At 46.7% G+C, this 23,464-nt stretch carries 25 protein-coding genes; 11 read left to right on the forward strand and 14 right to left on the reverse strand.

Annotated elements, in window-relative coordinates; genetic code table 11:
- Positions 1 to 196: 196 nt before the first annotated feature.
- From lspA to JGK16_RS05045, 3 genes are all read right to left on the reverse strand, one after another.
- Positions 197 to 706: a signal peptidase II gene (gene lspA / locus JGK16_RS05035; RefSeq protein WP_293175629.1), complete on the reverse strand. Its 510-nt coding sequence runs from the start codon at positions 704 to 706 to the stop codon at positions 197 to 199.
- A gap of 192 nt (positions 707 to 898) precedes the next feature.
- Complete coding sequence (locus JGK16_RS05040; RefSeq protein ID WP_293175627.1) at positions 899 to 1,477, reverse strand: biotin transporter BioY; 579 nt, start codon at positions 1,475 to 1,477, stop codon at positions 899 to 901.
- 121 nt (positions 1,478 to 1,598) lie between these two features.
- Entirely contained in the window at positions 1,599 to 1,742 is a 144-nt protein-coding gene (locus JGK16_RS05045; RefSeq protein WP_293202838.1) for a hypothetical protein, read from the reverse strand.
- Between the two features lie 99 nt (positions 1,743 to 1,841).
- On the opposite strand from JGK16_RS05045, the gene pstS reads away from it, so the two are divergent.
- From pstS to pstB, 4 genes are all read left to right on the forward strand, one after another.
- On the forward strand, positions 1,842 to 3,023 hold the full coding sequence (gene pstS, locus JGK16_RS05050) for a phosphate ABC transporter substrate-binding protein PstS (RefSeq protein WP_293189793.1): 1,182 nt from the start codon (positions 1,842 to 1,844) through the stop codon (positions 3,021 to 3,023).
- A 284-nt stretch (positions 3,024 to 3,307) separates the two neighbouring features.
- Positions 3,308 to 4,264, forward strand: a complete 957-nt coding sequence (gene pstC, locus JGK16_RS05055; protein WP_293175623.1) for a phosphate ABC transporter permease subunit PstC — start codon at positions 3,308 to 3,310, stop codon at positions 4,262 to 4,264.
- Between the two features lie 32 nt (positions 4,265 to 4,296).
- Positions 4,297 to 5,190, forward strand: coding sequence for a phosphate ABC transporter permease PstA (gene pstA, locus JGK16_RS05060; RefSeq protein WP_293189794.1), 894 nt, complete (start codon positions 4,297 to 4,299; stop codon positions 5,188 to 5,190).
- Positions 5,191 to 5,299: 109 nt separating this feature from the next.
- Positions 5,300 to 6,094 carry a phosphate ABC transporter ATP-binding protein PstB gene (pstB, locus tag JGK16_RS05065; protein WP_293189816.1) on the forward strand — a complete coding sequence of 265 codons (795 nt, stop codon included), beginning with the start codon at positions 5,300 to 5,302 and terminating at the stop codon, positions 6,092 to 6,094.
- A gap of 631 nt (positions 6,095 to 6,725) precedes the next feature.
- Here the strand turns inward: pstB and JGK16_RS05070 are convergent.
- Positions 6,726 to 6,896, reverse strand: coding sequence for an NblA/ycf18 family protein (locus JGK16_RS05070; protein ID WP_293175619.1), 171 nt, complete (start codon positions 6,894 to 6,896; stop codon positions 6,726 to 6,728).
- 234 nt (positions 6,897 to 7,130) lie between these two features.
- On the opposite strand from JGK16_RS05070, the gene JGK16_RS05075 reads away from it, so the two are divergent.
- Both JGK16_RS05075 and JGK16_RS05080 read left to right on the forward strand, forming a co-directional pair.
- Positions 7,131 to 7,727: a phycobiliprotein lyase gene (locus JGK16_RS05075; protein WP_293189795.1), complete on the forward strand. Its 597-nt coding sequence runs from the start codon at positions 7,131 to 7,133 to the stop codon at positions 7,725 to 7,727.
- A 213-nt stretch (positions 7,728 to 7,940) separates the two neighbouring features.
- The gene (locus tag JGK16_RS05080; protein WP_293175615.1) at positions 7,941 to 8,696 is read left to right on the forward strand and encodes a phycobilisome rod-core linker polypeptide; all 756 of its coding nucleotides are present in this window, start codon (positions 7,941 to 7,943) and stop codon (positions 8,694 to 8,696) included.
- A 355-nt stretch (positions 8,697 to 9,051) separates the two neighbouring features.
- On the opposite strand, the gene JGK16_RS05085 is transcribed toward JGK16_RS05080, so the two are convergent.
- The 4 genes from JGK16_RS05085 to JGK16_RS05100 all read right to left on the reverse strand — a co-directional run bounded on the left by JGK16_RS05085 (position 9,052) and on the right by JGK16_RS05100 (position 12,774).
- Positions 9,052 to 10,017, reverse strand: a complete 966-nt coding sequence (locus tag JGK16_RS05085; RefSeq protein WP_293189796.1) for an RluA family pseudouridine synthase — start codon at positions 10,015 to 10,017, stop codon at positions 9,052 to 9,054.
- Positions 10,018 to 10,378: 361 nt separating this feature from the next.
- Positions 10,379 to 11,821, reverse strand: a complete 1,443-nt coding sequence (locus tag JGK16_RS05090) for a RecQ family ATP-dependent DNA helicase (RefSeq protein ID WP_293189797.1) — start codon at positions 11,819 to 11,821, stop codon at positions 10,379 to 10,381.
- A gap of 36 nt (positions 11,822 to 11,857) precedes the next feature.
- Positions 11,858 to 12,223 carry a DUF4087 domain-containing protein gene (locus JGK16_RS05095; protein WP_293175609.1) on the reverse strand — a complete coding sequence of 122 codons (366 nt, stop codon included), beginning with the start codon at positions 12,221 to 12,223 and terminating at the stop codon, positions 11,858 to 11,860.
- Positions 12,224 to 12,393: 170 nt separating this feature from the next.
- The gene (locus tag JGK16_RS05100) at positions 12,394 to 12,774 is read right to left on the reverse strand and encodes a hypothetical protein (protein WP_293175607.1); all 381 of its coding nucleotides are present in this window, start codon (positions 12,772 to 12,774) and stop codon (positions 12,394 to 12,396) included.
- Positions 12,775 to 13,065: 291 nt separating this feature from the next.
- On the opposite strand from JGK16_RS05100, the gene JGK16_RS05105 reads away from it, so the two are divergent.
- Entirely contained in the window at positions 13,066 to 13,686 is a 621-nt protein-coding gene (locus JGK16_RS05105) for a M23 family metallopeptidase (protein WP_293175605.1), read from the forward strand.
- A gap of 380 nt (positions 13,687 to 14,066) precedes the next feature.
- On the opposite strand, the gene ftsH is transcribed toward JGK16_RS05105, so the two are convergent.
- A complete protein-coding gene (gene ftsH / locus JGK16_RS05110) occupies positions 14,067 to 16,010 on the reverse strand; it encodes an ATP-dependent zinc metalloprotease FtsH (RefSeq protein WP_293175603.1) in 1,944 nt (647 codons plus the stop codon).
- Positions 16,011 to 16,674: 664 nt separating this feature from the next.
- On the opposite strand from ftsH, the gene JGK16_RS05115 reads away from it, so the two are divergent.
- A complete protein-coding gene (locus JGK16_RS05115) occupies positions 16,675 to 17,220 on the forward strand; it encodes an NADPH-dependent FMN reductase (protein WP_293189799.1) in 546 nt (181 codons plus the stop codon).
- 46 nt (positions 17,221 to 17,266) lie between these two features.
- Here the strand turns inward: JGK16_RS05115 and JGK16_RS05120 are convergent, their stop codons facing one another.
- Entirely contained in the window at positions 17,267 to 17,497 is a 231-nt protein-coding gene (locus JGK16_RS05120; RefSeq protein WP_293175599.1) for a hypothetical protein, read from the reverse strand.
- 521 nt (positions 17,498 to 18,018) lie between these two features.
- Between JGK16_RS05120 and JGK16_RS05125 the strand changes: the two genes are divergently transcribed.
- A complete protein-coding gene (locus JGK16_RS05125; RefSeq protein ID WP_293175597.1) occupies positions 18,019 to 18,738 on the forward strand; it encodes a TPM domain-containing protein in 720 nt (239 codons plus the stop codon).
- A 44-nt stretch (positions 18,739 to 18,782) separates the two neighbouring features.
- Here JGK16_RS05125 and JGK16_RS05130 read toward each other — a convergent pair whose 3' ends face one another.
- Complete coding sequence (locus JGK16_RS05130) at positions 18,783 to 19,166, reverse strand: DUF4346 domain-containing protein (protein WP_293175847.1); 384 nt, start codon at positions 19,164 to 19,166, stop codon at positions 18,783 to 18,785.
- A 22-nt stretch (positions 19,167 to 19,188) separates the two neighbouring features.
- On the opposite strand from JGK16_RS05130, the gene JGK16_RS05135 reads away from it, so the two are divergent.
- The gene (locus tag JGK16_RS05135; RefSeq protein ID WP_293202842.1) at positions 19,189 to 19,326 is read left to right on the forward strand and encodes a hypothetical protein; all 138 of its coding nucleotides are present in this window, start codon (positions 19,189 to 19,191) and stop codon (positions 19,324 to 19,326) included.
- 101 nt (positions 19,327 to 19,427) lie between these two features.
- Positions 19,428 to 20,390 (forward strand): DNA (cytosine-5-)-methyltransferase, encoded by a 963-nt coding sequence (dcm, locus tag JGK16_RS05140; protein WP_293189800.1) that lies wholly within the window; start codon positions 19,428 to 19,430, stop codon positions 20,388 to 20,390.
- Between the two features lie 57 nt (positions 20,391 to 20,447).
- Here dcm and JGK16_RS05145 read toward each other — a convergent pair whose 3' ends face one another.
- The 3 genes from JGK16_RS05145 to JGK16_RS05155 all read right to left on the reverse strand — a co-directional run bounded on the left by JGK16_RS05145 (position 20,448) and on the right by JGK16_RS05155 (position 23,344).
- Positions 20,448 to 20,834, reverse strand: coding sequence for a hypothetical protein (locus JGK16_RS05145; protein ID WP_293189801.1), 387 nt, complete (start codon positions 20,832 to 20,834; stop codon positions 20,448 to 20,450).
- 128 nt (positions 20,835 to 20,962) lie between these two features.
- Positions 20,963 to 21,373 (reverse strand): hypothetical protein, encoded by a 411-nt coding sequence (locus JGK16_RS05150; RefSeq protein WP_293189802.1) that lies wholly within the window; start codon positions 21,371 to 21,373, stop codon positions 20,963 to 20,965.
- 162 nt (positions 21,374 to 21,535) lie between these two features.
- Positions 21,536 to 23,344, reverse strand: coding sequence for an aspartate kinase (locus JGK16_RS05155; protein WP_293175589.1), 1,809 nt, complete (start codon positions 23,342 to 23,344; stop codon positions 21,536 to 21,538).
- Positions 23,345 to 23,464 lie beyond the last annotated feature (120 nt).

Consider the following 23,464-nt stretch of genomic DNA (forward strand, 5'->3'; position numbering starts at 1 on the left):
CCTCAAAGGGAGAGGCTTTCAACCAATTCTTCTGGTAAATGAGTGAGAAAGCCGTAGGGTGCGTCGCCATTCACAATCTCTCAAAAAAATCGACTTTTCGAGTAGCGAAGCACCTGTGTTATCGCCAGCAGAGTGCAAACAACATTCGTTTGACTCCGCCAACAATTATGTCGTACAAAGACTTGAGAAAATACTATTACTCTGAAATAGAATCGCTATCATCTCGGTTTCTCGGCGGCGGTGCACCGTGAAAAGTTGCAATCAACAAACAGATAATCCCAGCATTAATAAACACATCGGCCAGATTAAATACCGGGAACCGAATGATCCGAAAATCGATAAAATCTACAACGTGGCCCAAAATAAATCGATCGATCCCGTTACCCAGTGCGCCCCCCAAAATCAAACCGTAGCCAGCTTGTTCCCAGCGGTTAATTCGCGGCCCGAACCAAGCCAAAATCATCAATCCCACACTCACACCCAAAGACAGCCAGCGCAACCAACTCGCCCCACCATTGCTAAACAAACTAAAAGCCGCACCGGTATTAACAACATAAGTGAAGTGAAATATCCCCGGTAACAGCGGCTGAGTCTGCGGAGGAACCGTCAAGTCAAAATTTTGCACCACCCAAAACTTGCTCAGGTGGTCTAAAACTAAACTGATAATAGCAGCTACCCAGAACAAGGGATTTCTTTTAAAACGCATGGATTAGGGAATAAAAGATAGGGCATCGGGCATGGGATAATTCACTCAAATCTCGCGTTTCAGCAGTTTAGCCGATCTTTCCCACCCGCAGCGAGATGACTTTCCCGTTGCAGAATGATACTATAACCCAATTTTGCACAATTACCAATGCCCTATGCCCTATGCCCTATGCCCTATGCCCCAATTCCCCAATTAATAAAACATCAAGCGGCGCAAAGTAAATGACAGAAGTGCGATCGCACAAACCACAGCCAATTGGCCTGGCAGAGGATAAACAGAATATTTCAGAATCTCATTCAATAAAGGTGTTTTTTTACCCGGAATCAGCAAGTAATTAAAAATCAGATAAATTAAGCCGATCGCGTGAACTGTAAATAAACCGCACAAACAACTAAAAGCGATCGATTCCAACCGCGAAGCAACCTTAAAAGCGACCCAGCCGCACACCCAAGCACCAGGCACGAAACCCAACAAATACCCAAAACTCGCTTCTTTAATGTAGCCGATGCCGCCACCTTGAGCAAAAACTGGCCACAAAGTCAATCCTAATACCAAATAGGCAATTTGCGAGAGAGCCGCCGCATTTTTGCCACCCATGCAGCCTACTAGCAATACTGCTCCAATTTGATAGGTAACACCTAAAGAGTACGCCTGAAGTCCGCGATCGTCCCAAAACCCGATCGGCATTGTCACAGATGCAGGCAAAAAAGTGCCTCCTATCGTTAGGAGCAAACCAATAACAGCCCAGATTAATTCGATAGGAGCAGGCATGATCGTCAAACGGTGTTCGTCAGAAGGTATTCCTCAGATGCCAGCTTCAACGCTAGCAGCATTTAAGTTCTCAATACTAGCACCTTGTCAAAACAACCACCATTGTAGGGTTTTATGGTTCTCAAGTCTGGATGTGCCGATCGCCTAATGTGGAATTGTTCGCGATCGCGCGATCGCATCCTTGTTTCTCTACTAATTTATTTGGCACATATCTAAAAAAATCACACTTGTCAAGCTCATGAATGAATTTAATCTTGGTTAACATTAGATTAAGATAAAATGTAAAGATTTTTAACCTAAGCTTTACTTTCGCGCGATATGCTAGTGCGCGACACCCGTATAACGATCGCAAATTTCTATACTTATGATTTTTCGTATCAACTTGATAAATCCGAATCGTGTTACCACAGCAATTTCTGCTATGGCGATCGCCCTCAGCTTAGCAGCTTGCGGCGGTGGCAGCACCACCAGCAGCAGCCCCAGCCCCGGCAGCGACACCGCAGCAACCCCCGGCGCTGCCCCCGTTGCAGCAGCAACCAACACCAAACTCGCCCTCGCCTCAGACGTAGCAATCACAGCAGCAGGCGCATCATTCCCCGCACCTCTATACCAGCGTTGGTTTCAAGACTTCAACAAAATCAACCCCAAAGTACAAATTAACTATCAATCAGTAGGTAGCGGCGCCGGAATCGAACAATTCACCAAAGGCACAGTAGACTTTGGCGCTAGCGACACCGCCATGAAAGACGACGAAATCGCCAAAGTTCCAGCAGACAAAGGCGTGATTTTGTTGCCCATGACAGCCGGCAGCATCGTTATCGGCTACAACCTGCCAGACGTACCCGAACTCAAACTGCCACGGGATGTTTACACAGAAATCTTCCAAGGTAAAATTACCAAGTGGAACGACCCCAAAATTGCCGCAGCCAATCCAGGCGCTAAATTGCCAGACCAAGCCATCACCGTCATCCACCGTTCCGACGGTAGCGGTACAACAGCCGTCTTCACCAAACACCTGAGTGCCATCAGCCCTGACTGGAAAACCGCAGTAGGTGACGGCAAAACAGTAGAGTGGCCCAAAACAGGTACTTTTATTGGTGCAAAAGGCAACGAAGGCATCACAGCCCAAATCCTGCAAACCGCAGGCAGCGTCGGCTACATAGAATACGGCTATGCCAAAAACAACAACGTCAAATTTGCATCTTTGCAAAACAAAGCAGGCACCTTTGTCACACCTAACGACGAATCAGCTTCAGCAGCTCTAGCGACAGTGCCCTTACCGGAAAATCTGCGAGCATTTATCGAAGACCCAGAAGGCGCTGAATCCTATCCAATTGTCACCTACACTTGGATGCTAGTTCCTAAAACAGTTGCTGACCCCAACAAAGCCAAAGCGATCGAAGCAATGGTTGAATACGGCTTGAATGAAGGTCAAAAAGTTAGTTCTGAATTGGGCTACGTTCCTTTGCCTGCAAGTGTTAAAGAAAAAGTAGCCGCGGCGGCCGACGGCATCAGCGCCGACTACAAAATTGAAGTTGCCAAATAGCGATTGAAGGAAGAAAGAAGAGAGATATTTCTGTAGGGGCGGATTCACCAACAATAATTGCCTAAAACCAATAATCTCGTAAACCCGCCCCCACCCAAAGGTAAATCGCAATCTACGTCTTTCAAAATCAAAGCGGCGGGCTTCACCAGAAATATTTGTTGAAAAGTCACGGGATTAATCAACCCGCCCCTTTGATTTTTTTATTCTTTTTCTTTCTGCTTTCTTCCAGCTAGCTTTTTCTTAAAATTAATCTTTCTCACTACTATTATTTGGGTTTTTTGTTTATGGTTTCAGATAATAATAGCCCTCAATTAGAGAGTCGATCGCGCTCAAGAGCAGAAAAGTCGTTAGACCAAGCCTTTATCTGGCTGACGCGCATTTTGGGCATCGGAGTGGGTGTAATCTTGCTGGTAATCGCCGTGACGGTTGCTTATAGAGCGTTACCTGCGATTCAACAGTACGGTTTGGGATTTCTATTTAGCAGTAGCTGGAATCCGGTTAAAGAAGAGTACGGCGCGCTGCCGATGATTTATGGGACGATCGTCAGTTCGGCGATCGCGCTCCTAATTGCGGTACCATTAGGAGTAGGGACTGCAATCTTCCTGAGCGAAGATTTTTTGCCGCTCCCAGTACGCACAGCTTTAGTTTTTTTAGTAGAACTTTTAGCCGCCATTCCCAGCGTAGTCTACGGTTTGTGGGGAATTGCTGTATTGATTCCCATACTTACCAGCATCGGAAAGTTTCTCAACGGTAACTTTGGATGGCTGCCGATTTTTAGCACTCCGCCAGTTGGCCCGGGAATGTTACCTGCCGGAGTAATCTTGGGAATCATGACTTTGCCCATTATTACTGCTATCTCCCGCGACTCTTTAGCCAGTCTCCCGCCCGAATTGCGACAAGCATCTCTAGGTTTGGGAGCAACTCGCTGGACAACAATTTTTAGAGTGCTAGTACCCGCAGCTTTTTCCGGGATTGTCGGCGGAATCATGCTCGGCCTGGGCCGCGCGATGGGAGAAACAATGGCAGCCACCCTGTTAATTGGCAATTCCAATCAGTTAAGTGCTTCAGTGCTAGCTCCTGCAAATACTATTGCTTCTTTGATGGCAAATCAATTTGCCGAAGCTTCCGGCTTGCAAGTGTCTGCTCTGATGTACACGGGACTAATTCTGTTTATCATGACGCTGATTGTTAATGTTTTGGCAGAGTGGATTGTTTCTCAAGTAAGAGCCAAGTACAACTAGAAGTTTGCCACAATTTCCTAATAGCTTTATTTATGTCAAATCCCGTCCCTGACGAGAATTCTTTAGAACAGAAAGTAGGCAGTTTAAAGAAGGTCAAAAATAGCCCTAGAACTCTGTTAAATCTGGCGATGACCGGAATAGCTGGAGCTTGTATGGCTATCACTCTGCTGCCTTTGTTTGCAGTCCTTTCCTACGTAACCATACAGGGTTTTAACCGCCTAAATTTAGACTTATTTACCAAATTGCCACCCCCGCCTGGACTGTCGGGAGGCGGTATCGCTAACGCAATTATCGGTACATTAATGACCGTAGGAATTGCCTCTCTAATTGCTGTTCCTTTTGGCGTATTGGCCGCCGTTTATTTGTCAGAGTTCAGCAGCGGCGAAGTCGCTCGCTGGGTGCGCTTTGCAACTAATGTCCTCAGCGGAGTTCCATCGATTATTGCAGGTGTATTTGCCTACGGTTTGTTCGTGGTAAATATGGGAGGTTTTTCGGCAATTGCAGGAGGCGCGGCGCTGGCTGTGCTGATGTTACCGACGATTGTGCGGACTACTGACGAAGCTCTACAAATTGTCCCGCAGGATATCAGATGGGCGTCGGTTGGTGTGGGTGCTTCTAATTATCAAACAGTGTTGCAGGTGGTTTTACCTGCGGCAATTCCGGCTATTTTAACTGGTGTGACTTTGGCGGTTGCTCGCGCTGCTGGTGAAACTGCTCCTTTGATTTTCACGGCGCTGAATTCGCCTTTTTGGCCGGCTGGATTTGATAAGCCAACTCCGAGTCTTTCGGTTTTGGTTTACAACTTTGCAACGGTTCCTTTTAAGGCACAGAAAGAATTGGCTTGGGCTGCTTCTTTGATTTTGGTGTTGATGGTTTTGCTGACGAGTATTCTGTCTCGTTGGGCTACTCGCCAAAAGGTTTATTGAAGTCATTAGTTATTTGTTATTTGTCATTCGTTGGGGGTGGCCAAGAACCAATAACCAATCACCAATAACATTTTCATTTGTAAAATTCGATTGGAGTATTAAGTGTATGATGAATCTGGCAAATAAGACTGAAACTGTTTTACGTACTGAGAATATCAATATTTTTTACGGCGCTTTTCACGCGGTAAAAAATGTTTGCATGGAGATTCCCAAAAATCAGATTACTGCTTTAATTGGGCCGTCTGGCTGCGGTAAAAGTACAATTCTGCGATGTTTTAACCGCCTCAATGATTTGGTTAACGGTTTTCGTTTAGAAGGCCGAATTGATTATCACGGTCAAAATCTTTACGATCCTGATATTGATGCTGTGGAGGTGCGCCGCAAGATTGGGATGGTGTTTCAAAAGCCGAATCCTTTCCCGAAGTCGATTTATGACAATATTGCTTACGGTGCGAGGGTGAATAACTATAAGGGAGATATGGATGAGTTGGTGGAAAAGTCGCTCAAACAAGCTTATTTGTGGGATGAGGTAAAGGATAAGCTGAAGCAAAGCGGTTTTTCGCTGTCGGGTGGCCAGCAGCAGCGTTTGTGTATTGCTCGGGCGATCGCAATTAATCCTGATGTAGTATTGATGGATGAACCTTGCGCTTCCCTTGACCCGATTTCGACGATTAAGATTGAGGAGTTGATGCGGGAACTCAAGGAGAAGTATACGATTGTAATCGTGACTCACAATATGCAGCAGGCTACTCGGGTTTCTGACTTGACTGCTTTTTTCAATGCTAAACTTTCTGACGATGGGAAGCGGTTTGGCTATCTTGTGGAGTGCGACAGGACTGAGGTGATTTTCCAAAATCCGAAGGAAGAGTCTACTATGGATTATGTCAGCGGCCGTTTTGGTTGAGTTGCCGGAGTCTCCAACAGGTTGAAACAATCGCCCTACACGAACGACGACAATCAAATTGGTTCGTAGTGAGGACTTTAGTCCTCATCCGTCACAGGACTAAAGTCCTTACTACGAACCAATTCGGACTTGACACTCCTCGGCCTTAAGGCACGAGGATTCTTAAGACATTTCGATCTTAATATCCCGCGCAAGCGTGGGTTCTTGGGCGCAATCCTTTTGCCTTAAAAGGTGGGCTGCTATCCTTGTCTTACAACAAGCTCCTCAAGCGTTTAGGGATTTAAAATCCCTGGTTTCACGTCCTGGCCCGCGTACCATTTCTAAAACTTGATCTTTAGTTGTTTGTGATTGACTTTAATTACGATTTTTCCTGGCTTTGCAGCGAGATACTTAATCCTTAAAATCTAATTTTAGACTAGAATTGATTGCCCCCAAAGTCAATACTATGTTACATTACTTAATTATGGAAAAAGCCGGCCACTGAAGAAAGGGTTTTAAACCCAATTTCTTGATAACTGAAGAATCCCGGTTTCTTGGAGGAGCCGAGATTCTTGGTTTTTATGTTTAAAAGCTCGATCGTACTTTTTGCAGATACAAGTAGCTGATTTTGTTGAAGAAGTTCTCGAAAAGCTCACATCTTCTTCATCCAATACTTTAACAGGTTTTCTTTGACCATGTTTTGTCGCATCACTTCTAGCAAGTATTCCTGAGCTTGGTCTTGACTCAATGTTTTGACTTGTTCGCGCAGCAGTTGCAATTTAAACTGCTGTTCCATGCTGAGGCTGGTTGTAGGCATATCCATAAAATCGCTCCTCCAGTTTGTTACGTGAGATCGATGCGAGATAGATCGGAATGACGTTCCGCAGGCTTTGTTGTGTTCCCTCTATTGTAAACTATCATAACATCTGCTTGACAATATGTCCAAAGTACACATTTTGAAACTAATTTGTGTCGCAAAAGTACATCTAAGTGGGGGGAGCTTTATCATAAAACAGGGATAAAAACCGGGAAGCCTAAGCCAAAGGAGCTATTTTGTATGGATGCAATGGAGTTTTTTCAGAGCAGTGCTGGGGAGTGGCGATCGCAGCGCAGCACTCACCATCTGGCTTTTCGCCAAGCGGAGATTGGAGATTCAAATATTCAAGTAACGGCGCTGGGTGCGGATGACGATCGAGTGGCTGAGATTTGCCAGATGCACGAAGTCGATCCGAGTCGGGCTGCTGGGGGAGCGTTTGTGACTTGGCACGGCACTATGGCGTGGGATAAGGATGATGAGAATCATAAGGGGTCTACCGTATTCGCGATCGTCCCCGATCCTGAAAATCCGCGGCAGGGTTTGATGTTGCGGGAACGGGGCTACGCGGAAATTGTGCCGGTGGCTGGCCGTTTTGAGATGGATGATGAAGATGCGCTGCTGCTGATTACCGAATACGAGACCATGAGTTCGATCGAGCGTTTTTGGTTTGCGACTCCGAACGTGCGGATGCGGACAAGTGCGGTAAAGCGCTTTGGCGGTTTCAGCACATCGACTTTTTGTACGGAAGTTCGCGTGCAACCAGACTCCGATGCAGCTAAGCCAGCAGCAGAGGATCAAGCCCCTCCCAGCCAGTTTTACTCGGCTCTGGGCTGGTAATTTATTTTGCTGCCCACTGCCCACTGCCCACTGCCCACTGCCCACTGCCCACTGCCCACTGACAACAAATGTTACAGATTGTTGCAAAAATTCAGGAAAATCGGATTTAGATTGCGGGAATCCCCTAATCTGTATGTTGGTTAGTTGTATCCGTTATGCTGGCAGCTCGCGGTGTCAACTATTTCTGAAATTTGAGATAACGGAGATTTTAACGTGGCGCTTCCTTTATTAAGCTACGCCCCCAAGAGTCAAAACCAGCGCGTTGCTGGTTATGAAGTAGGGGGCGACGAGCAGCCCAGAGTTTTCACAACTGAAAATGTGCTCTCGTCCGGGGACATGGAAAATTTGATTTGGGCTGGATATCGTCAGATTTACAGCGAACACCAAATCCTCAAGAGCAACCGCCAAAAGTCTTTGGAGTCGCAACTCAAGTTCGGCCAAATTACTGTGCGGGATTTCATTCGCGGTTTGGCGACTTCGGGGCCTTTCTTGGAACGGAATTACCAAACTAACAGCAACTACCGGTTTGTGGAAATGTGCGTGCAGCGCGTTTTGGGCCGGGATGTTTACAGCGATCGCGAAAAGATTGCTTGGTCGATCGTAGTTGCAACCAAGGGGCCTCAAGGGTTTATTGACGAATTGGTCAATAGCGATGAGTACCTCGACAACTTCGGCTACGATACAATTCCTTACCAAAAACGCCGAATTTTGCCTCAGCGTGTTGGAGGGGAAACTCCTTTCAACTTGAAGACTCCTCGCTACAACGAGTACCACCGCTCGCAGCTTGGCTTCCCGCAAATCATTTGGCAGAGTACAGTTCGCCGTTTTGTTCCTCAAGAACAGCAAGCGAAGGCTGGCGATCCGTCGAACTATTTGAATATGGCTCGCAATATGTCCATGCCTGCTACTCCGCCGCAGCGCGTATCTCTGGCTAATATCAATATTGCCACGATGGTTCCTCGCCGCTAATTGATACTGCTTGGTACTATTGTTTGTGTCGGGCTATGGATTTAATCGATCAGTTTTTAGGCTGAGAGAGTTTTGAGTCTTGAGTTTTGAGGTTTGAGTTTTTTATTAAACTCGGAATCCAAAACTCAGGACTCATAATTTTTTGTCCGTGGTTAGTAGTTAGTAGTTAGTGGTTAGTAGTTAGTGGTTAGTGGTTAGTAGTTAGTGGTTAGTGGTTAGTGGTTAGTGGTTAGTGGTTAGTGGTTAGTAGTGCTGTCCCCGCTCGCAAACAGTAGTAGTGCTGTCCCCGCTCGCGAACAGTAATTAGTAGTCATCAATTCCCAATTATTAATTCCCCATACTCAGTTACCAATTATCAAATATGAGCTCGCAGGCGCAATATTTTTAACAGGGTGTTGAATTGATCGGGTAAAGGCGCGATCGCCTCAATCAACTCTCCGGTTAACGGATGCTGCAATTGTAGCCGCCATGCGTGGAGGGCTTGTCCGGTTAAATTTACGCCGATGGAACGGTTGCAACTGTACATCGGGTCGCCGACTATGGGATGTTTAATTTCGGCTGTGTGGACGCGAATTTGATGGGTGCGGCCTGTTTCTAATTGATAGTGCATTAAGCAATAGTTGCCGATTCTTTCTTTGATTGTCCAGTGAGTAACGGAGGGGCGGCCGCCTTTTTCTTCTGGTACTACTGCCATTTTTTTGCGGTCTGTGGGATGCCGACCGATGGGTAGGTCTATTGTACCTGTTTCGGCGTTAGGAACTCCGTAAACTACGCCTAAATATTCCCGGCGGGCGGTTTTGCTTTTGAGTTGGGCTTGCAGGTTTTGGTGGGCGATGTCGGTTTTGGCGATCGCGATCGCACCTGTTGTATCTTTGTCTAATCTGTGGACGATTCCGGGGCGTTGAACGCCGCCGATTTCTGCGAGGGGACAGTGGGCTAACAGGGCGTTGACTAATGTACCGTCTAGATGTCCGGCGGCTGGGTGGACGACTAATCCGGCTGGTTTGTTGATGATTATTAGGCTGTCGTCTTCGTAGAGGATGTCGAGGGGAATTGCTTGGGGTTCTAATTTTGTGGGCTGGGCTTCGGGTAAAGTGATGTGGATGCGATCGCCCGTTTTGACTGATATTTTTTTCGAGGTGCAGGTTGCGTCGTTGACTTTGACGTTGCCTTGTGATATCAGGGTTTGGATTCGCGATCTCGATAAGTCTGGTATCTGGTTTGACAGCCAAATATCTAATCGCTGAGTGACATTAGTTTGATTAAATTCCTCTGTATTTTCTACTGTATATATCTGTGCCGTAGTGTTTGTTTCTATCATTTAATTTTTACTGTTTTTTGCCTTTATTAAGCAGGAATTGCGTAAAAAGAAGACAGGGCGGTTGAAACCGCGTCTATAAAAACAAAACCCGCCTCCGCGGGTTGAAGACAAAGGCAATTAAAATTACCAGAAAGAATTGGTTGAAAGCCTCTCCCTTTGAGGGAGAAATTAAAATCAGACTATTCATTGCTCCAATCCTCTTCCTTCTAGGTAGAGGTCGCTCTCAAACTGTCAACTGTCAACTGTCAACTGTTGAAGTTATCCTCTCTTAGTCCGCGGAGGCGGACATCGTTTGTATAGCAGCGGTTTCAACCGCCGTCTGCTCTTTATATTCTAACATTTTTTAGTCTAATTGTCAATTTCACCGACAATTATCACAGTGCCCGCAGCGCATAGATGTAGCTTCCTTGGTAAAGCCAAAAGCTTGCAGCAAAAATTGCCACCTGCACTCCCGATGCTTGAGATATTTTGCCATTTCTTCGGGGGCGGTAAAGTTTTGTTTGCCACCTTTTTGTTGTGCGGATTTGTCGATCGCATAATTGAAAGGATCTTCCCATCTTAACTGTCCGCTGCTGTGCAAGATCGAAAGGGCGATCGCACTTTCAGGGAATTCCCGCCCCACAGCATCTGCATCGCCCTTAGCCGGGAGTTGTTTCGCCAACTGCTGGGCTTCTCGAAATTGCGATCGCAATTTGTCTTGAAAAAATTGTGCTCTTTGTTTGTCATCGGGATAAAGCAAACCCGTCGGTTCGCTAATCAACGTCAGGGCGATCGCAGATTTGCCGTCGCGTCCGCCTCTACCTATTTCCTGAATGTATTCCGATAATAGCAAAGGTGCTTGAAAATGAACAACCCAGCGCACATCCGGCTTATTAATTCCCATCCCGAAGGCGCAGCTACAAACAACAAATTTCAGATCGTTATTCAGCCAAGCTGTTTCTATTTTTCGGCGCGATTCTGGACTCAAACCTGCATGATAGGCTGCCGTTTTATAACCCGCATCTTCCAACAAATCCGCCAAGTTTTCGCTATCTTTTCTAGTGCGGACGTAGACTAAACCTGCTTCTTTTGGTCGAGCTTTGATAAAATTTAATAACTGCTGTCTCCGCCCTCTGGGTGTCCAGACAGTTTGCACTTGCAGGTGCAGGTTAGAACGGTACGGACTCAGCAAAAAAGCTTCCGGCTTGTGTAGTTGCAAGACTTTGTTGATTGTTTGCTGCGCTTGGGGGTTGGCGGTGGCGGTGAAAGCTGCGATCGCAATTTTAGTTCCTTCCGGCTTAGATTTTAACAAAGCCGATCGCACTGTACCCAAACGGCGGTAAGCTGGTCGAAAAGTATCGCCCCACTGGACTAAACAGTGAGCTTCATCTAATATTAAACCGTTGATTGGGATGTGCGGCTGACTGATAATTGCCCAAACAGGTTTGCTGAGTAATGTTTCGGGAGACAGGTACAGCAATCTCAACTTGTTTTGTTGCAGCGATTGCATAGTTTGTTGGCGCTGCTGTGTTGGCAATTGACTGTGGAGGAGGGCAGCGGGTAAATTGCGATCGCGCAATTCTTGCACTTGATTTTCCATCAGTGCGACTAACGGCGAAATCACCAAAGTTAAGCCTGTTTGTAATAAAGCTGGCAGTTGAAAGCAGATTGATTTGCCACCACCTGTCGGCATAATTATCATTGTATCTTTCCCGGCTAACAAACTGCTGACGATTTCTCCTTGAGGCGGCCGAAAGTCGTCGTATCCCCAGATTTGTTTGAAGGCGGCGCGGGCTTGATTTAATGATGTTGGTTCGTATTTCATTTTACTGAGTTAAAAAAATGTCTAGTTTTGCCACAACTAACGAATTTTTGGTAAATTCGGATCTTGGCGACAAGTCGAGAGTGGTAATTGTTCGCCACCTTGTATCGTGGTAATTCTGATTCGATTTCTATCTGTTACCACATCCAAACAAGCACAACCATATCCATAATTGACATTAGTTTTGACATATTCATCGTCGTTAAAAGGAGGAATATTATCCATTCCTCCGGCTTGATATCCCCCTTGCGCCGAGATAATCCACTGAGCATATTTGTCTTTGAGATACCAATTAGCAGGCGTGGGATTAATCAACCATCCGCACCTGGTTTCAGCCGCTTTCGCAGGAATAACAACGATCGAAAAAGATGAGATAATTGCAGGTATCAACCACTTTAGTTTCATAGCTTTACATTGTAATTTTTGAGCGACAATCATACAGGAATTACCTGCTTCAACAAAAGAAACCGGGTTTTTTAGCGAATCTGCGGGTGACAACGAAATATTGTCGCAAAAACCCGGTTTCTGACTACCTGCGCGTCCAGGAGTGTCCCAAATCCAAAATCTAAAATTGCCTAAGACTCGCCGTCTCGGCGCCCGAGTTCGTACACGCCACCGCCAATACAGGCGATCGTCCCCATAGATACCGCCCAACTGGCACCCAACGACAATTCGACGCCCCAATTGCACAATCCGCCCACAATCAAAAAGGGCAGAATACTCAACAGGGAAGCATAAAAGGCATTTTGAGCTTCTCGGGCTTGGCGGGTTCTCTCAAACTCCGCTTCCGAGGTGTAGAGGGATCTTTCGGCAAAATTCATCCAGCGGTTGAGTTGCAGGATTACCCATTCTGTGATGGGTGAGAGACCCCAATACAGGGCTAAAGACCATAATGACGCACCGGCGATCGCAGTTGCGTCTATGGCAAAACTAAAAGGAAAAATTTCAGTAAGCATTGCTTGATGTGTGTTATAAATTTGAGATTTCAGACGACATCCAAAATCCCCGAACTACTATAGTGTCAAGCAAAAGCTCGATCGAATTCAACCGCAGCCGAAATTCTGAGGCCATTTTTTTTTGCCTTACCCCCGCGTAAATGCCCGGAAGCCTTGACACGGGTTTTGGATGGAGTAAGATACACGTTGTTGATAAACTGATTCGCGAAGGAAGGGTAGATATCAGACGCCATCTTGCAGCGAATTGGCACTCCTCAACGCACACTCGCACACACATTCAACTTGTTCGCCGTGAAAAAAATCCTGCAAGACTCTAGAGGCCCGCTGACGGTAAAACGCTTTTTTCGTTTCAGACAGATGCTGCTGCTGGCACTTTCGATCGGCATTGTGTTGATCAGCCCTTATTTGCAGCAGCAGGTGGTCAAAGCTCAGTCAGGTTTACCAAGCAGAGTAGCGACGGGTAATTTGTGGCAAGAAGCTTCTTTTCCAGTGGAAAGTTTTGAAGCCTATACTTCCCCCTTCGGCCCCCGCGGCGGGGATTTTCATTACGGTTTGGACATGGCGGCCCCGGAAGGCAGCTACATCCGCAATTGGTGGGGGGGTCAAGTTGTGGAAGTTTGGGAAGATGGCAGGTGCGGTACTGGTATGGTAGTGCGATCGGGAAATTGGGATCACATCTACTGTCACCTCAAAGGTAGGGTGCAAACCGCTAACGGCGGGCGTTATTATATCGATCGTGAAGGCGGCCTGCAAATTTGGCAGGGTCAAACTGTGCCGGCCGGTGCGAGAATTGCCAGAGTGGGGATGACAGGGCGCACGAGTGGGCCTCACCTGCATTGGGGATTGAAGTACGGCGGCCGCTGGGTAGATCCGGCTTTGGTACTTCGCGAAATGTATTCCAATCAATCTTAATTAGTCTGGGAATGAGGACTGAAGTCCTCACTACAAACTTGTAATTTTTAGGTTTGTAGTGAGGACTTTAGTCCTAATTCTTCTTAGTTTGTAGTGAGGACTTTAGTCCTAATTCTTCCAAAAAGAAGGACTGAAGTCCTCACTACAAACCTTACTGTAGTGAGGACTTTAGTCTTAATTCTTCCAAAAAGAAGGACTGAAGTCCTCACTACAAACCGGGAGCATCTCAGTTTTGCATTTATAGTGCGAGCGTCCCCGCTCGCGTGCTTGTATACGCACGCGAGCGGGGACGCTCGCACTGTGAAGAAAAAATGCTTCTTGCAAAACTGAGATGCTCCCCTACAAACCTTACTGCAAACATTTAATCACTGCTGACTAATTCACGTTGGGGCTAACTCTTTTTTTGTTGTCAACTCGGTGTATCGATCGACAATTCGGCGGAATTCCTCACCATCGATGGTTTCTTCATCCAACAGCGCTTCCACCAGCTTGTCTACCAAAGCGCGGTTTTCGCGGATAATTTGGCGGGCTTCTTCGTAGCAGTGAATAGCGATTTCTCGGACTTGCCGATCGATCTTCATCGCCATTGCTTCAGAATAATCCGATCGCGAATTCCAGTCTCGGCCCAAAAACACCTCATTGTTCGGACTTTCCAAAGCCACAGGCCCCAAATCCGACATTCCGTAAAGCGTTACCATCTGTCTCGCTAGCTTGCTGACTTCTGTGATATCGCTGCTGGCGCCCAGAGTTACTTCCGCATCGCCGTAAACTTCTGCCTCCGCAGCCCGTCCTCCCAAAGCTACAGTAATCCGGCTTAACAGCCACGCCCGACTCCTCAAACCTTCGCTGTCAAGCATTTCTTCGTCGAGTACGTAGTTGGCAAAGCCTGCGATGCCACCGGAACGGGGAATGATCGTTACTTTTTCTAGGGTGTCGGTATTTTTGAGCATAGTTGATACGAGGGCGTGTCCGATTTCGTGGTATGCTACTAGCCACTTTTTCTTACTGTCGAGCAGCGGATTCAGAGTCAGCCCGATCGTAATTCGGTCGATCGCATCATTAACTTCCAAAGTACCAATCGTGTCTTTGCGTCGCCTCGCTGTCAGAATAGCTGCTTCATTGAGCAAGTTTGCCAAATCAGCGCCGGAAAAGCCTGGAGTGCGACGGGCAATCATGTCTAGGGCAACTTCCTCGTCGAGTTTTTTGTTGCGCGCGTGCACTTCCAAAATCCCCAAACGCCCTTTGTAACTGGGCAAATCTACCGTTACTTGGCGATCGAACCTACCGGGCCGCAGCAAGGCAGTATCGAGCACGTCGGGGCGGTTAGTAGCTGCAATCACAATCACGCCGCTGTTACCCTCAAAGCCGTCCATCTCTGTCAGCAACTGATTGAGAGTTTGTTCGCGTTCGTCATTTCCGCCGCCAATACCAGCACCGCGCTGCCTTCCTACGGCGTCTATTTCATCGATGAAGACGATGCAGGGCGCATTTTCTTTAGCTTTGCGGAACAAGTCGCGGACGCGGGAGGCGCCGACTCCGACGAACATTTCCACAAATTCGGAACCGGAGATGCTGAAGAATGGGACGGCTGCTTCACCTGCGATCGCTTTTGCCAACATGGTTTTACCTGTTCCCGGAGGCCCGATTAACAGAACTCCTCTGGGAATTTTGGCGCCGATGGCGTTGAAGCGTTCGGGTTTTTTCAGGAAAGTGACAACTTCTTGCAGTTCTTCTTTAGCTTCTTCGATTCCTGCTACGTCGTCGAACATCACGCCGGTTTTGGCTTCCATTTGGAAACGGGCTCGGGATTTGCCGAAGTTCATGGCATTTCCTTGCGATTGGGTCGATCGGCGCAGGATAGCCATCAACACTGCCAACACTGCAAAAATTACCAGCAAGTTTACTACTAAACTAACTGCGGCCGCGTTGTCGGCTGTTTGTTTGACTTCAAAGTCGATCTTTTTGGCGCGGATTTGCGAGTAGAGTTCTCGGTTGTTGTAGTCGAAGAGAGTAACAATTTGCGCCTGATCGCTTTTTTGATCTTTTAGCCTAACTTTGGCAGTTCTTTGGATTTCATCTATTTCGACTTTACTGACTTGTCCTTTTTCTATGTTGTCGATGAGTTGGCTGTAACTCATCGTGTTGTTTGGCGCGCTGTCGGCAAACACCGGGGTAGAGAGCAATATTCCTTGAGAAATCACCAAACTACCCAGGATGCGCCAAAGATTTCGTCCTGGAATTGATTTTTTAGGATTCTGCTGGCTCGATTTGTCTTTGTTTTCAGCTAGATGTCCCAGCCATGCGTGTTTCCAAGAATTTTTCATATTACTTTTTGCCCAAGGTGGAATACTGCCAAGATTGACCGCTTGTGGTTTGCTACGTTCGTTTATTTTAACAAGATGCCGGGTGTTCAATGGGTTTATCTGTCGATGACATCTCAATAGGTACCTGAAGATGCAGGATTTTGAACCCACTGCGACTCAGAAACCGGGTTTTTTCGCGGCATCAGGGGCTTTCACCAAGAATTTTGGCAAAAACCCGGTTTCTCTGTCCCTCCACTGAACTTACCAGAAAGAATTCGTTTAAAGCCGGAACCTTGAGCGGGAGAAATTAAAATCCGACTATTCATTACTCCAATCCTCGGACTTCCAGGTAGAGGTCGCTCTTAACTGTCAACTGTCAACTGTCAACTGTCAACTGAATTTACGCACTGCGACTCAGAAACCGGGTTTTTTACCAAATCTGTGGCTTTCACCAAGAATCTTGGCAAAAACCCGGTTTCTCGGCCCCTCCCACTCTCTGCGACTCAGAAACCGGGTTTTTTACCAAATCTGTGGCTTTCACCAAGAATCTTGGCAAAAACCCGGTTTCTCGGCCACGTCAAATCCCAAATCTAAAATCGATTGACATTTGCCGATCGCACTTGTTACACTAATCATAGTCGTAATGAGTACGTCTTAGTCAAGCAGTTATTGTTTTTCAACTCCTATGGTAAAGATTGTCGGCATTGGTGGAAGTTTGCGGGCTGGCTCCTACAGCCAGTTAGCGCTGACGGTAGCAGCAGGACGGATGCAGGCCCTGGGCGCAGAAGTTGAAATATTCGATTTGCGATCGCTCGATCTGCCATTCTGCAATGGCGAGAATGATTATCACGATTACCCGGATGTGGAAAAGCTGCGGAATGCGGTACGCCAAGCCGACGGTTTAATTTTGGCAACGCCGGAGTATCACGGTAGCGTTAGCGGTGTTCTCAAGAATGCCCTGGATTTGATGAGTTTCGAGCATTTGGACGGGAAAGTTGCGGGTGCAATCAGCGTGTTGGGAGGACAAGTCAACAACAACGCCCTTAACGATTTGCGAACGATTCTGAGATGGGTACACGCTTGGGTAATTCCCGAACAAATTGCGATCGGACAAGCTTGGAAAGCTTTTAGTCCTGATGGTAAATTGTTGGATGAAAAACTGTCTCAAAGGTTCGATGAATTTGCTATGAGTTTGGTAGAAAATACTAAAAAATTGCGAGGAATTTCGTAACACATTTTCCTAACTGTCAACTGTCAACTGTCAACTGTCAACTGAATTAAAATGGCATATCGATCGCATCCCCGAAAGGATGCGGTACGTCGATCGGCATTCTTCCGGGTTTAGACTCATAGTTGTCAATCCACTTTTTGGCCAATTCCAAAGCTTCCTCTTCAGTTTTGGCATTTTGGACGGCGACGTGGCGGTTGCCGCAGCTATCCCAAACTTCGACGTAGAATACTTTCTGGGATTGAAGAATCCAACCTTTATAAGTGTCTGCTGGTTCCATACTTAAAATCGTAAAATAATCCGGCGGGGAGTTGGACTGACGACCTAATTATAAATATTGCACCGTGTAAAATGAATTTTACAGGGGGTTCTATAGTATTTTTGGAAAAAAGTCAGTGTTACGGTTAACCTCGTCATTGACCCCAGCCCAAAGGCATGGGGCTTGAAAGAGGAAGGCTCACCACCTTCACAAATTCAGGACTAAACCAGTGTCTAGCCTACGTCTTTAAGACAAACTGAACTGTCTGGGAGTGGTATCCCGCAAAACGTTAAGAATGCCACCGCAGCGTTTTTAACCACTTTGGCAGTCAGTGGCGAAGGGAAATATACACCTAGAAATAGGGCTTACCGCAACTTTTCGGTAGCAAACACTATGCGTACAGGGTCGCAAAATTTGAAACGGTAATTGTCCCGTTGAAAGTGCAACACTTTCATCACACCGAACTCTTGCGACTCCAAGGCGGTAGTAACAACAAATGTAAAGCCGTCCTGAAAGGACGGGGTTTCAAACCCATTTTTCTGATGACTAGACTAGAGCAATTATTTAACTGGAGAAATTATCTCCAACAAGCGGCTGTGACGATCGCGATCGTCCTGATCGCATCCCAGATAGCGGTATTGCCGGCATTGGCGACGGGCGTTTACGAAATGCCAGTGTTGTCGGCGGGCGATCGAACTTGGGTGTGGGACAAAGGCGACGTACTCAGCCGGAGTACCGAAAGCAACGTCAGCAGCGTGCTCGACACCCTGGAACAGAAAACAGGAAAACAAGTCAGGTTTGTCACTATCCACCGCCTAGACTACGGCGAAACGGCTGCGACTTTCACCGACCAACTGTTTGAACAGTGGTTTCCCGCAAAAGAAGACCAGGATAACCAAATTTTACTCGTTCTCGACACTGTTACCAACAGCGCGGCAATTCGCACCGGCGAAGGGGTAAAGTCACTGCTAAGCGATGAAATTGCCCAGAGTGTAGCTGGGGAAACTGTGCAAGTGCCGCTGCGAGAAGGTAATAAATACAACGAGGCATTTTCCGAAGCTAGTTCCCGGATTGCGACTGTGATGTCCGGCGAACCAGATCCGGGCGCGCCTAAAGTTGTTGATAACATTCAAGTTGAAGGCACGTTTAAAAAAGCTGAAGAAACAGACCAAGGTAATGCCACAGTTGTTGTGGTTGTGCTGTTGGTGTTGGCGACAGTGATTCCGATGGTGACTTATTTCTGGTACCAAGGTTTTTCTTGAACAGTTGACAGTTGACAGTTGACAGTTGACAGTTGACGCTGGGACTAATCTTGAACGTATTCTCGATCGTTCAACAAAGCAAGTTCTGCCCGCACAAATTCCCGTCCCAGATAAGCCGCGTGATCGAACATTGTCACCGGGCTGGGGCGGGTTTCTTCTAGGATTTTGACGCAAAGTTCTTTGGCGGTTCTGCCACTAAAAAGCGTGCACTGAGTGCGTTCTACTTTGCCGCGGGCGGGGATGGGTTTGCCGGTTTCGGGATCGACGGCGAGGCCGCGATCGTCGATAATGTTGGTGAAGTGTTTGGCGCAAATTAGGCTGGTTTCGCGATCGATGTAAATGATGAAGTAGCCGCCCGGATCGAGGTCGATGTGGCGTTTGGACAGCTTGTCGTCGATGGCGGTGAGGTTTTCCAAGGTTTGACTCATGGTTGGTGAAAGGAAGTAGATAATGGCTGTATTTGGTTCTGCTATTTCTAGTTTAGTGGGCTGCGGGACAAGTTTGGGAGTTTTTTGGGCGATCGACATTCTACCCGATATCTGCATACACGGCAATTCCCTGTGGGATGTCGGTTTTTGTTTAGATTAGTTTTTTGAACCACAGAGAGCGCAGAGAGCGCAGAGTGGAAGAAGAGAGAGGAACAAAATCTGTTATTATTAGATTTAGTAATGTTTTACGTTAAATTATAGATGAAATTTATAGATTTGTTTTCAGGTATAGGAGGTTTTAGACAGGGTTTTGAAAATGCGGGCTTTGAATGCGTTTTTTCCAGCGAAATCAATAGTAAATGCCGGGAAGTATACGCAGAAAATTTCGGCGAGGTTCCTTTTGGAGATATCAGTAACATCCAGCCCGCCGATTTAGCAGACTTTGATATTTTAGTCGCCGGGTTTCCGTGCCAACCTTTTAGCATCTGCGGCAAGAAGCTGGGTTTTGAAGATACGAGAGGGACGCTATTTTTTGATATTTGTAAAATCATCAAAGTAAAACAACCTCAAGTAGTTGTGCTGGAAAATGTCAAGCACTTGATCCATCACAACAAGGGAAATACCTTAAAAGTAATTATTGCCAGCCTTGAAGATTTGGGATACAGCGTGAATTACAAAATGCTTAATGCTAAAGACTTTGGAATTCCCCAACACCGCGAAAGAATATTTATTATTGCAACTAAGGGTAAAGAATTCAATTTTTCTCGACTTAAGACCAAGTTTCCGCCAAAACTTAGGGAATTTCTAGACGAGACAGGGGATTTTGAAATATTAGATAAATCCGAGTATACTTTAATTGAATATCCGAGAAAGCAGGATTCGGGATTGTTATTTGTAGGCTATAGGAATAAAGGTACTTGGAAAACTGGCGTCAGGCCGAATACAGAACATTTATCGAGGGTGCACAGACAGCCGAATCGCATTTATTCGGTGGATGGCGTGCATCCGACAATTCCTTCGCAAGAAACATCGGGCAGGTTTTTTATCTATTTTCGCGATCGAGATTTGGTGCGAAAGCTGACGCTGAAGGAATGCTACCGTCTGATGGGTTTTCCTGAAGATTTTAAGAGTTATCCGAGTGCGGGGGAAAGTTACAAGCAAATTGGAAATTCGGTTTGCGTGCCGGTGGTGGAGGCGATCGCGAAAGAAATACTCGACGGTTGAAACCGCCGAGTATTATCAGGGGTTTTTAACCCGGATTTAATTTGCAAACTTGCTCAGCTATGTTTGCGAAGGTGTCCATACAATTCTCGATCGCTCTGCTAACAAATCAGCTAATCTTTCAGCCCTGTCTCGGTCATCTGTCACATAAGGTAAACCGACAATCTGAGCGTGGGATGCTGAATCAGGTACTGCATCTAAACCTAATTCACGAATTTGTCCTACTTGCAGACTAGCAACTCCGAAACAATTGTTGAACTTTGCTGCACATTGTTCGGGTGAACAAACACTGGCAATTGTTACCGATAAACCAGGCTCATTGGGTCGAAGTAAATAAGCGAAAAGTAAAACTATATCGCTGGTTTCATCAATCCATTGTCTCCGAAGTAAAGCTCTATAGACAATAGCACTGTCAGCTAAAGAATCGAATTCATAGTTTGTAGTCATAAGTATTTAGTCATAAAAATGTCATTCGCAGAACAAATTGGATAAATTTTATCCACGAACAATAATTATTATAGCACTTCATTACATATTTAAGACTGCATCTGAGTGACTCCTCTAAAATTTATCAGTCATACCTGGTTAAACCACTCTAGCCAATGAACTAACGTTGACGCGGAAATGAGATCTTCCGATTTATATTCCTGATTCTTCTGATGATAAATGTAAGCTTTCCCCTCGGCATTAGATGGGCAAAATAACCTGACTCTACAATCAGTATTTAGATTTTGCCAAGCCAGTCTAATACTACCTTGGTCATCTGTACCAATCGAGCATTTAGGAAAACTGTTCCCCATACTATCATAGGCTTCAGCAATTAATTTCATCGCTGTCCTGAAAGCATATTCAGTTGGTCTTAAAATTCCGTACTCATCCTCTTCTTCTAAATCTAAAAGTTCTAGCAGACCTTCAACAGTGATGCGAAAATTCGATAAACCGCTATTGCTGCTGGCATCAGTAATCTGTTCGTTAGCTACTGTCATAAGATTAAATTCCTTTTAGTCGATCGCCAATTCGATCCTAACACAGTTTAATGCTCGGGAATTTGCAGTAAGAACTTTTGTTGCTAGTTCATAATAAATTAGGACTGAAGTCCTTACTACAAACCTGTAAGAAAGGACTAAAGTCCTGAGTCCGAACCTTTATCAGGCGGGAACTTGGATTCTTTCACTCCCCGAAAGCTCAAACGCGGCGTGAATTGCTTTCAAAGCTGTGACACCTTGTGCTTCATCCACAACGCAGCTAATCTTAATCTCGGAAGTCGCAATCATTTGAATGTTGATTTTGTGCTGCGAAAGCGCTTCAAACATCTTTGCCGCTACTCCCGGATGCGCTACCATCCCGGAACCGACTACGCTAACTTTGGCGATTTCTGTATCGACTGCGACTTCGCCCCAGCCGAATTCAACTGCTGATTTTTCCAAGACTGTTTTCGCAGATTCGGCGTCAATTTGTGCTACGGTAAATGCAATATCGCGGGTTAAGATGCCGTCGATATTGTGGCAGCGTTGCGATTGAATGATTGTATCTACGCTGATATTTTCTTCGGCTAACAGTCCGAACAGTTTTGCTGCTACTCCGGGGCGATCGGGTAATTGGCGAATTGCCAGACGCGCTTGATTGAGATCCAACGCTACAGCCCTGACTGCGGGCGGTTTGTTCGATGAGGAATGCAGCCCGACAGGGGAGTTGGCGACATCAAATGCTTTGCAGAGTTCGGCAACTGCCCGATCGCAATCCGTAGCATCGATCGTACAACTAACTTTGACCTCGGAAGTGGAAATCATCTGAATGTTAATTCCCGCATCCGCCAAAGTCTTAAACATCTCGGCTGCTACCCTCGGCCGCCCGATCATTCCCGCACCCGCAATGCTAACTTTAGCTATGGGTCGTTCCTCTGCTTTCACTTCGGGTTCCCCCAATTCTGGGCGAGAATTCTTACCCAAGGCGGGGACAATTGCATCTGCAACCGCGACAGCTTGATTCAGCGAATTTCGCCTGACTGTAAAGGCGATATCGTTCGTATTTCCTTCGTGAATTGATTGGATAATTAAGTCTACATCGAGATTTTGCTGCGCGATCGCACCAAACAACCGCGCTGCTACTCCCGGGCGATCGGGCAAACGCAACAGCGACACCCCCGCCTGATCCAAGTCAAATTCCACCGCATCGACCGCTTTTGCGAGCTCCAAGCCCTCCAAAGGCCGGGGTTGGGGGGGAGGCGACACCACCCGCGTACCGGGGGCGTCACTCCAGCTAGAAAGCACGATCAGCGGCACGCCGTAATTTTTGGCAATCTCGACGGCGCGCGGATGCAGGACTTTTGCACCCAAACTCGCCAATTCCAGCATTTCGTCGCAGGTGATCTCATCCATCAATTGCGCGTCGGCTACCAAGCGCGGATCTGTAGTTAGAATTCCGGGCACGTCGGTATAAATTTCGCATCTGTCGGCCCGCAGCGCTGCGGCGAGGGCTACTGCTGTGGTATCGGAACCGCCGCGCCCCAAGGTGGTGATTTCCAATTCTCCGGCGTCGGCGATGCCTTGAAAACCGGCAACGACGACAACTTTTCCGCTATTTAACTGGGTTTCCATGCGCGCCGGATCGATTCGCAAAATCCGGGCGCGGGTGTGGGCGGCTTCGGTGACGATGCCGACTTGGGCGCCGGTGAGGGAAATTGCGGGCTGTCCCATTTCCTGCAATGCCATACTCAAAAGTGCGATCGATACTTGTTCCCCAGTGGAAAGCAACATATCCATTTCCCGTTTGTTGGGATTTGGGGAAATTTCCTTAGCGAGTTTCACTAAACCGTCGGTGGTTTTCCCCATTGCTGAAAGTACGACGACGAGGGAGTTTCCAAGCTGTACTGTTTTGACTACTCGTCGGGCTACTTCTAAAATGCGATCGACTGTACCAACCGATGTTCCACCATATTTCTGAACAATTAGTGCCATAGGACTTACACAAAAGTGATGCAATACTTTACTAATCAATTAATATACGCAAATTCTGGATTAGAACCGATGTCAATCTTGTTTTTGGGGCTGGTAGCTGCCAATCAAGAAACCGGGTTT

Origin of the sequence: Microcoleus sp. PH2017_09_SFU_O_A (assembly GCF_020738625.1) — a bacterium.
GTDB lineage: Bacteria > Cyanobacteriota > Cyanobacteriia > Cyanobacteriales > Microcoleaceae > Microcoleus.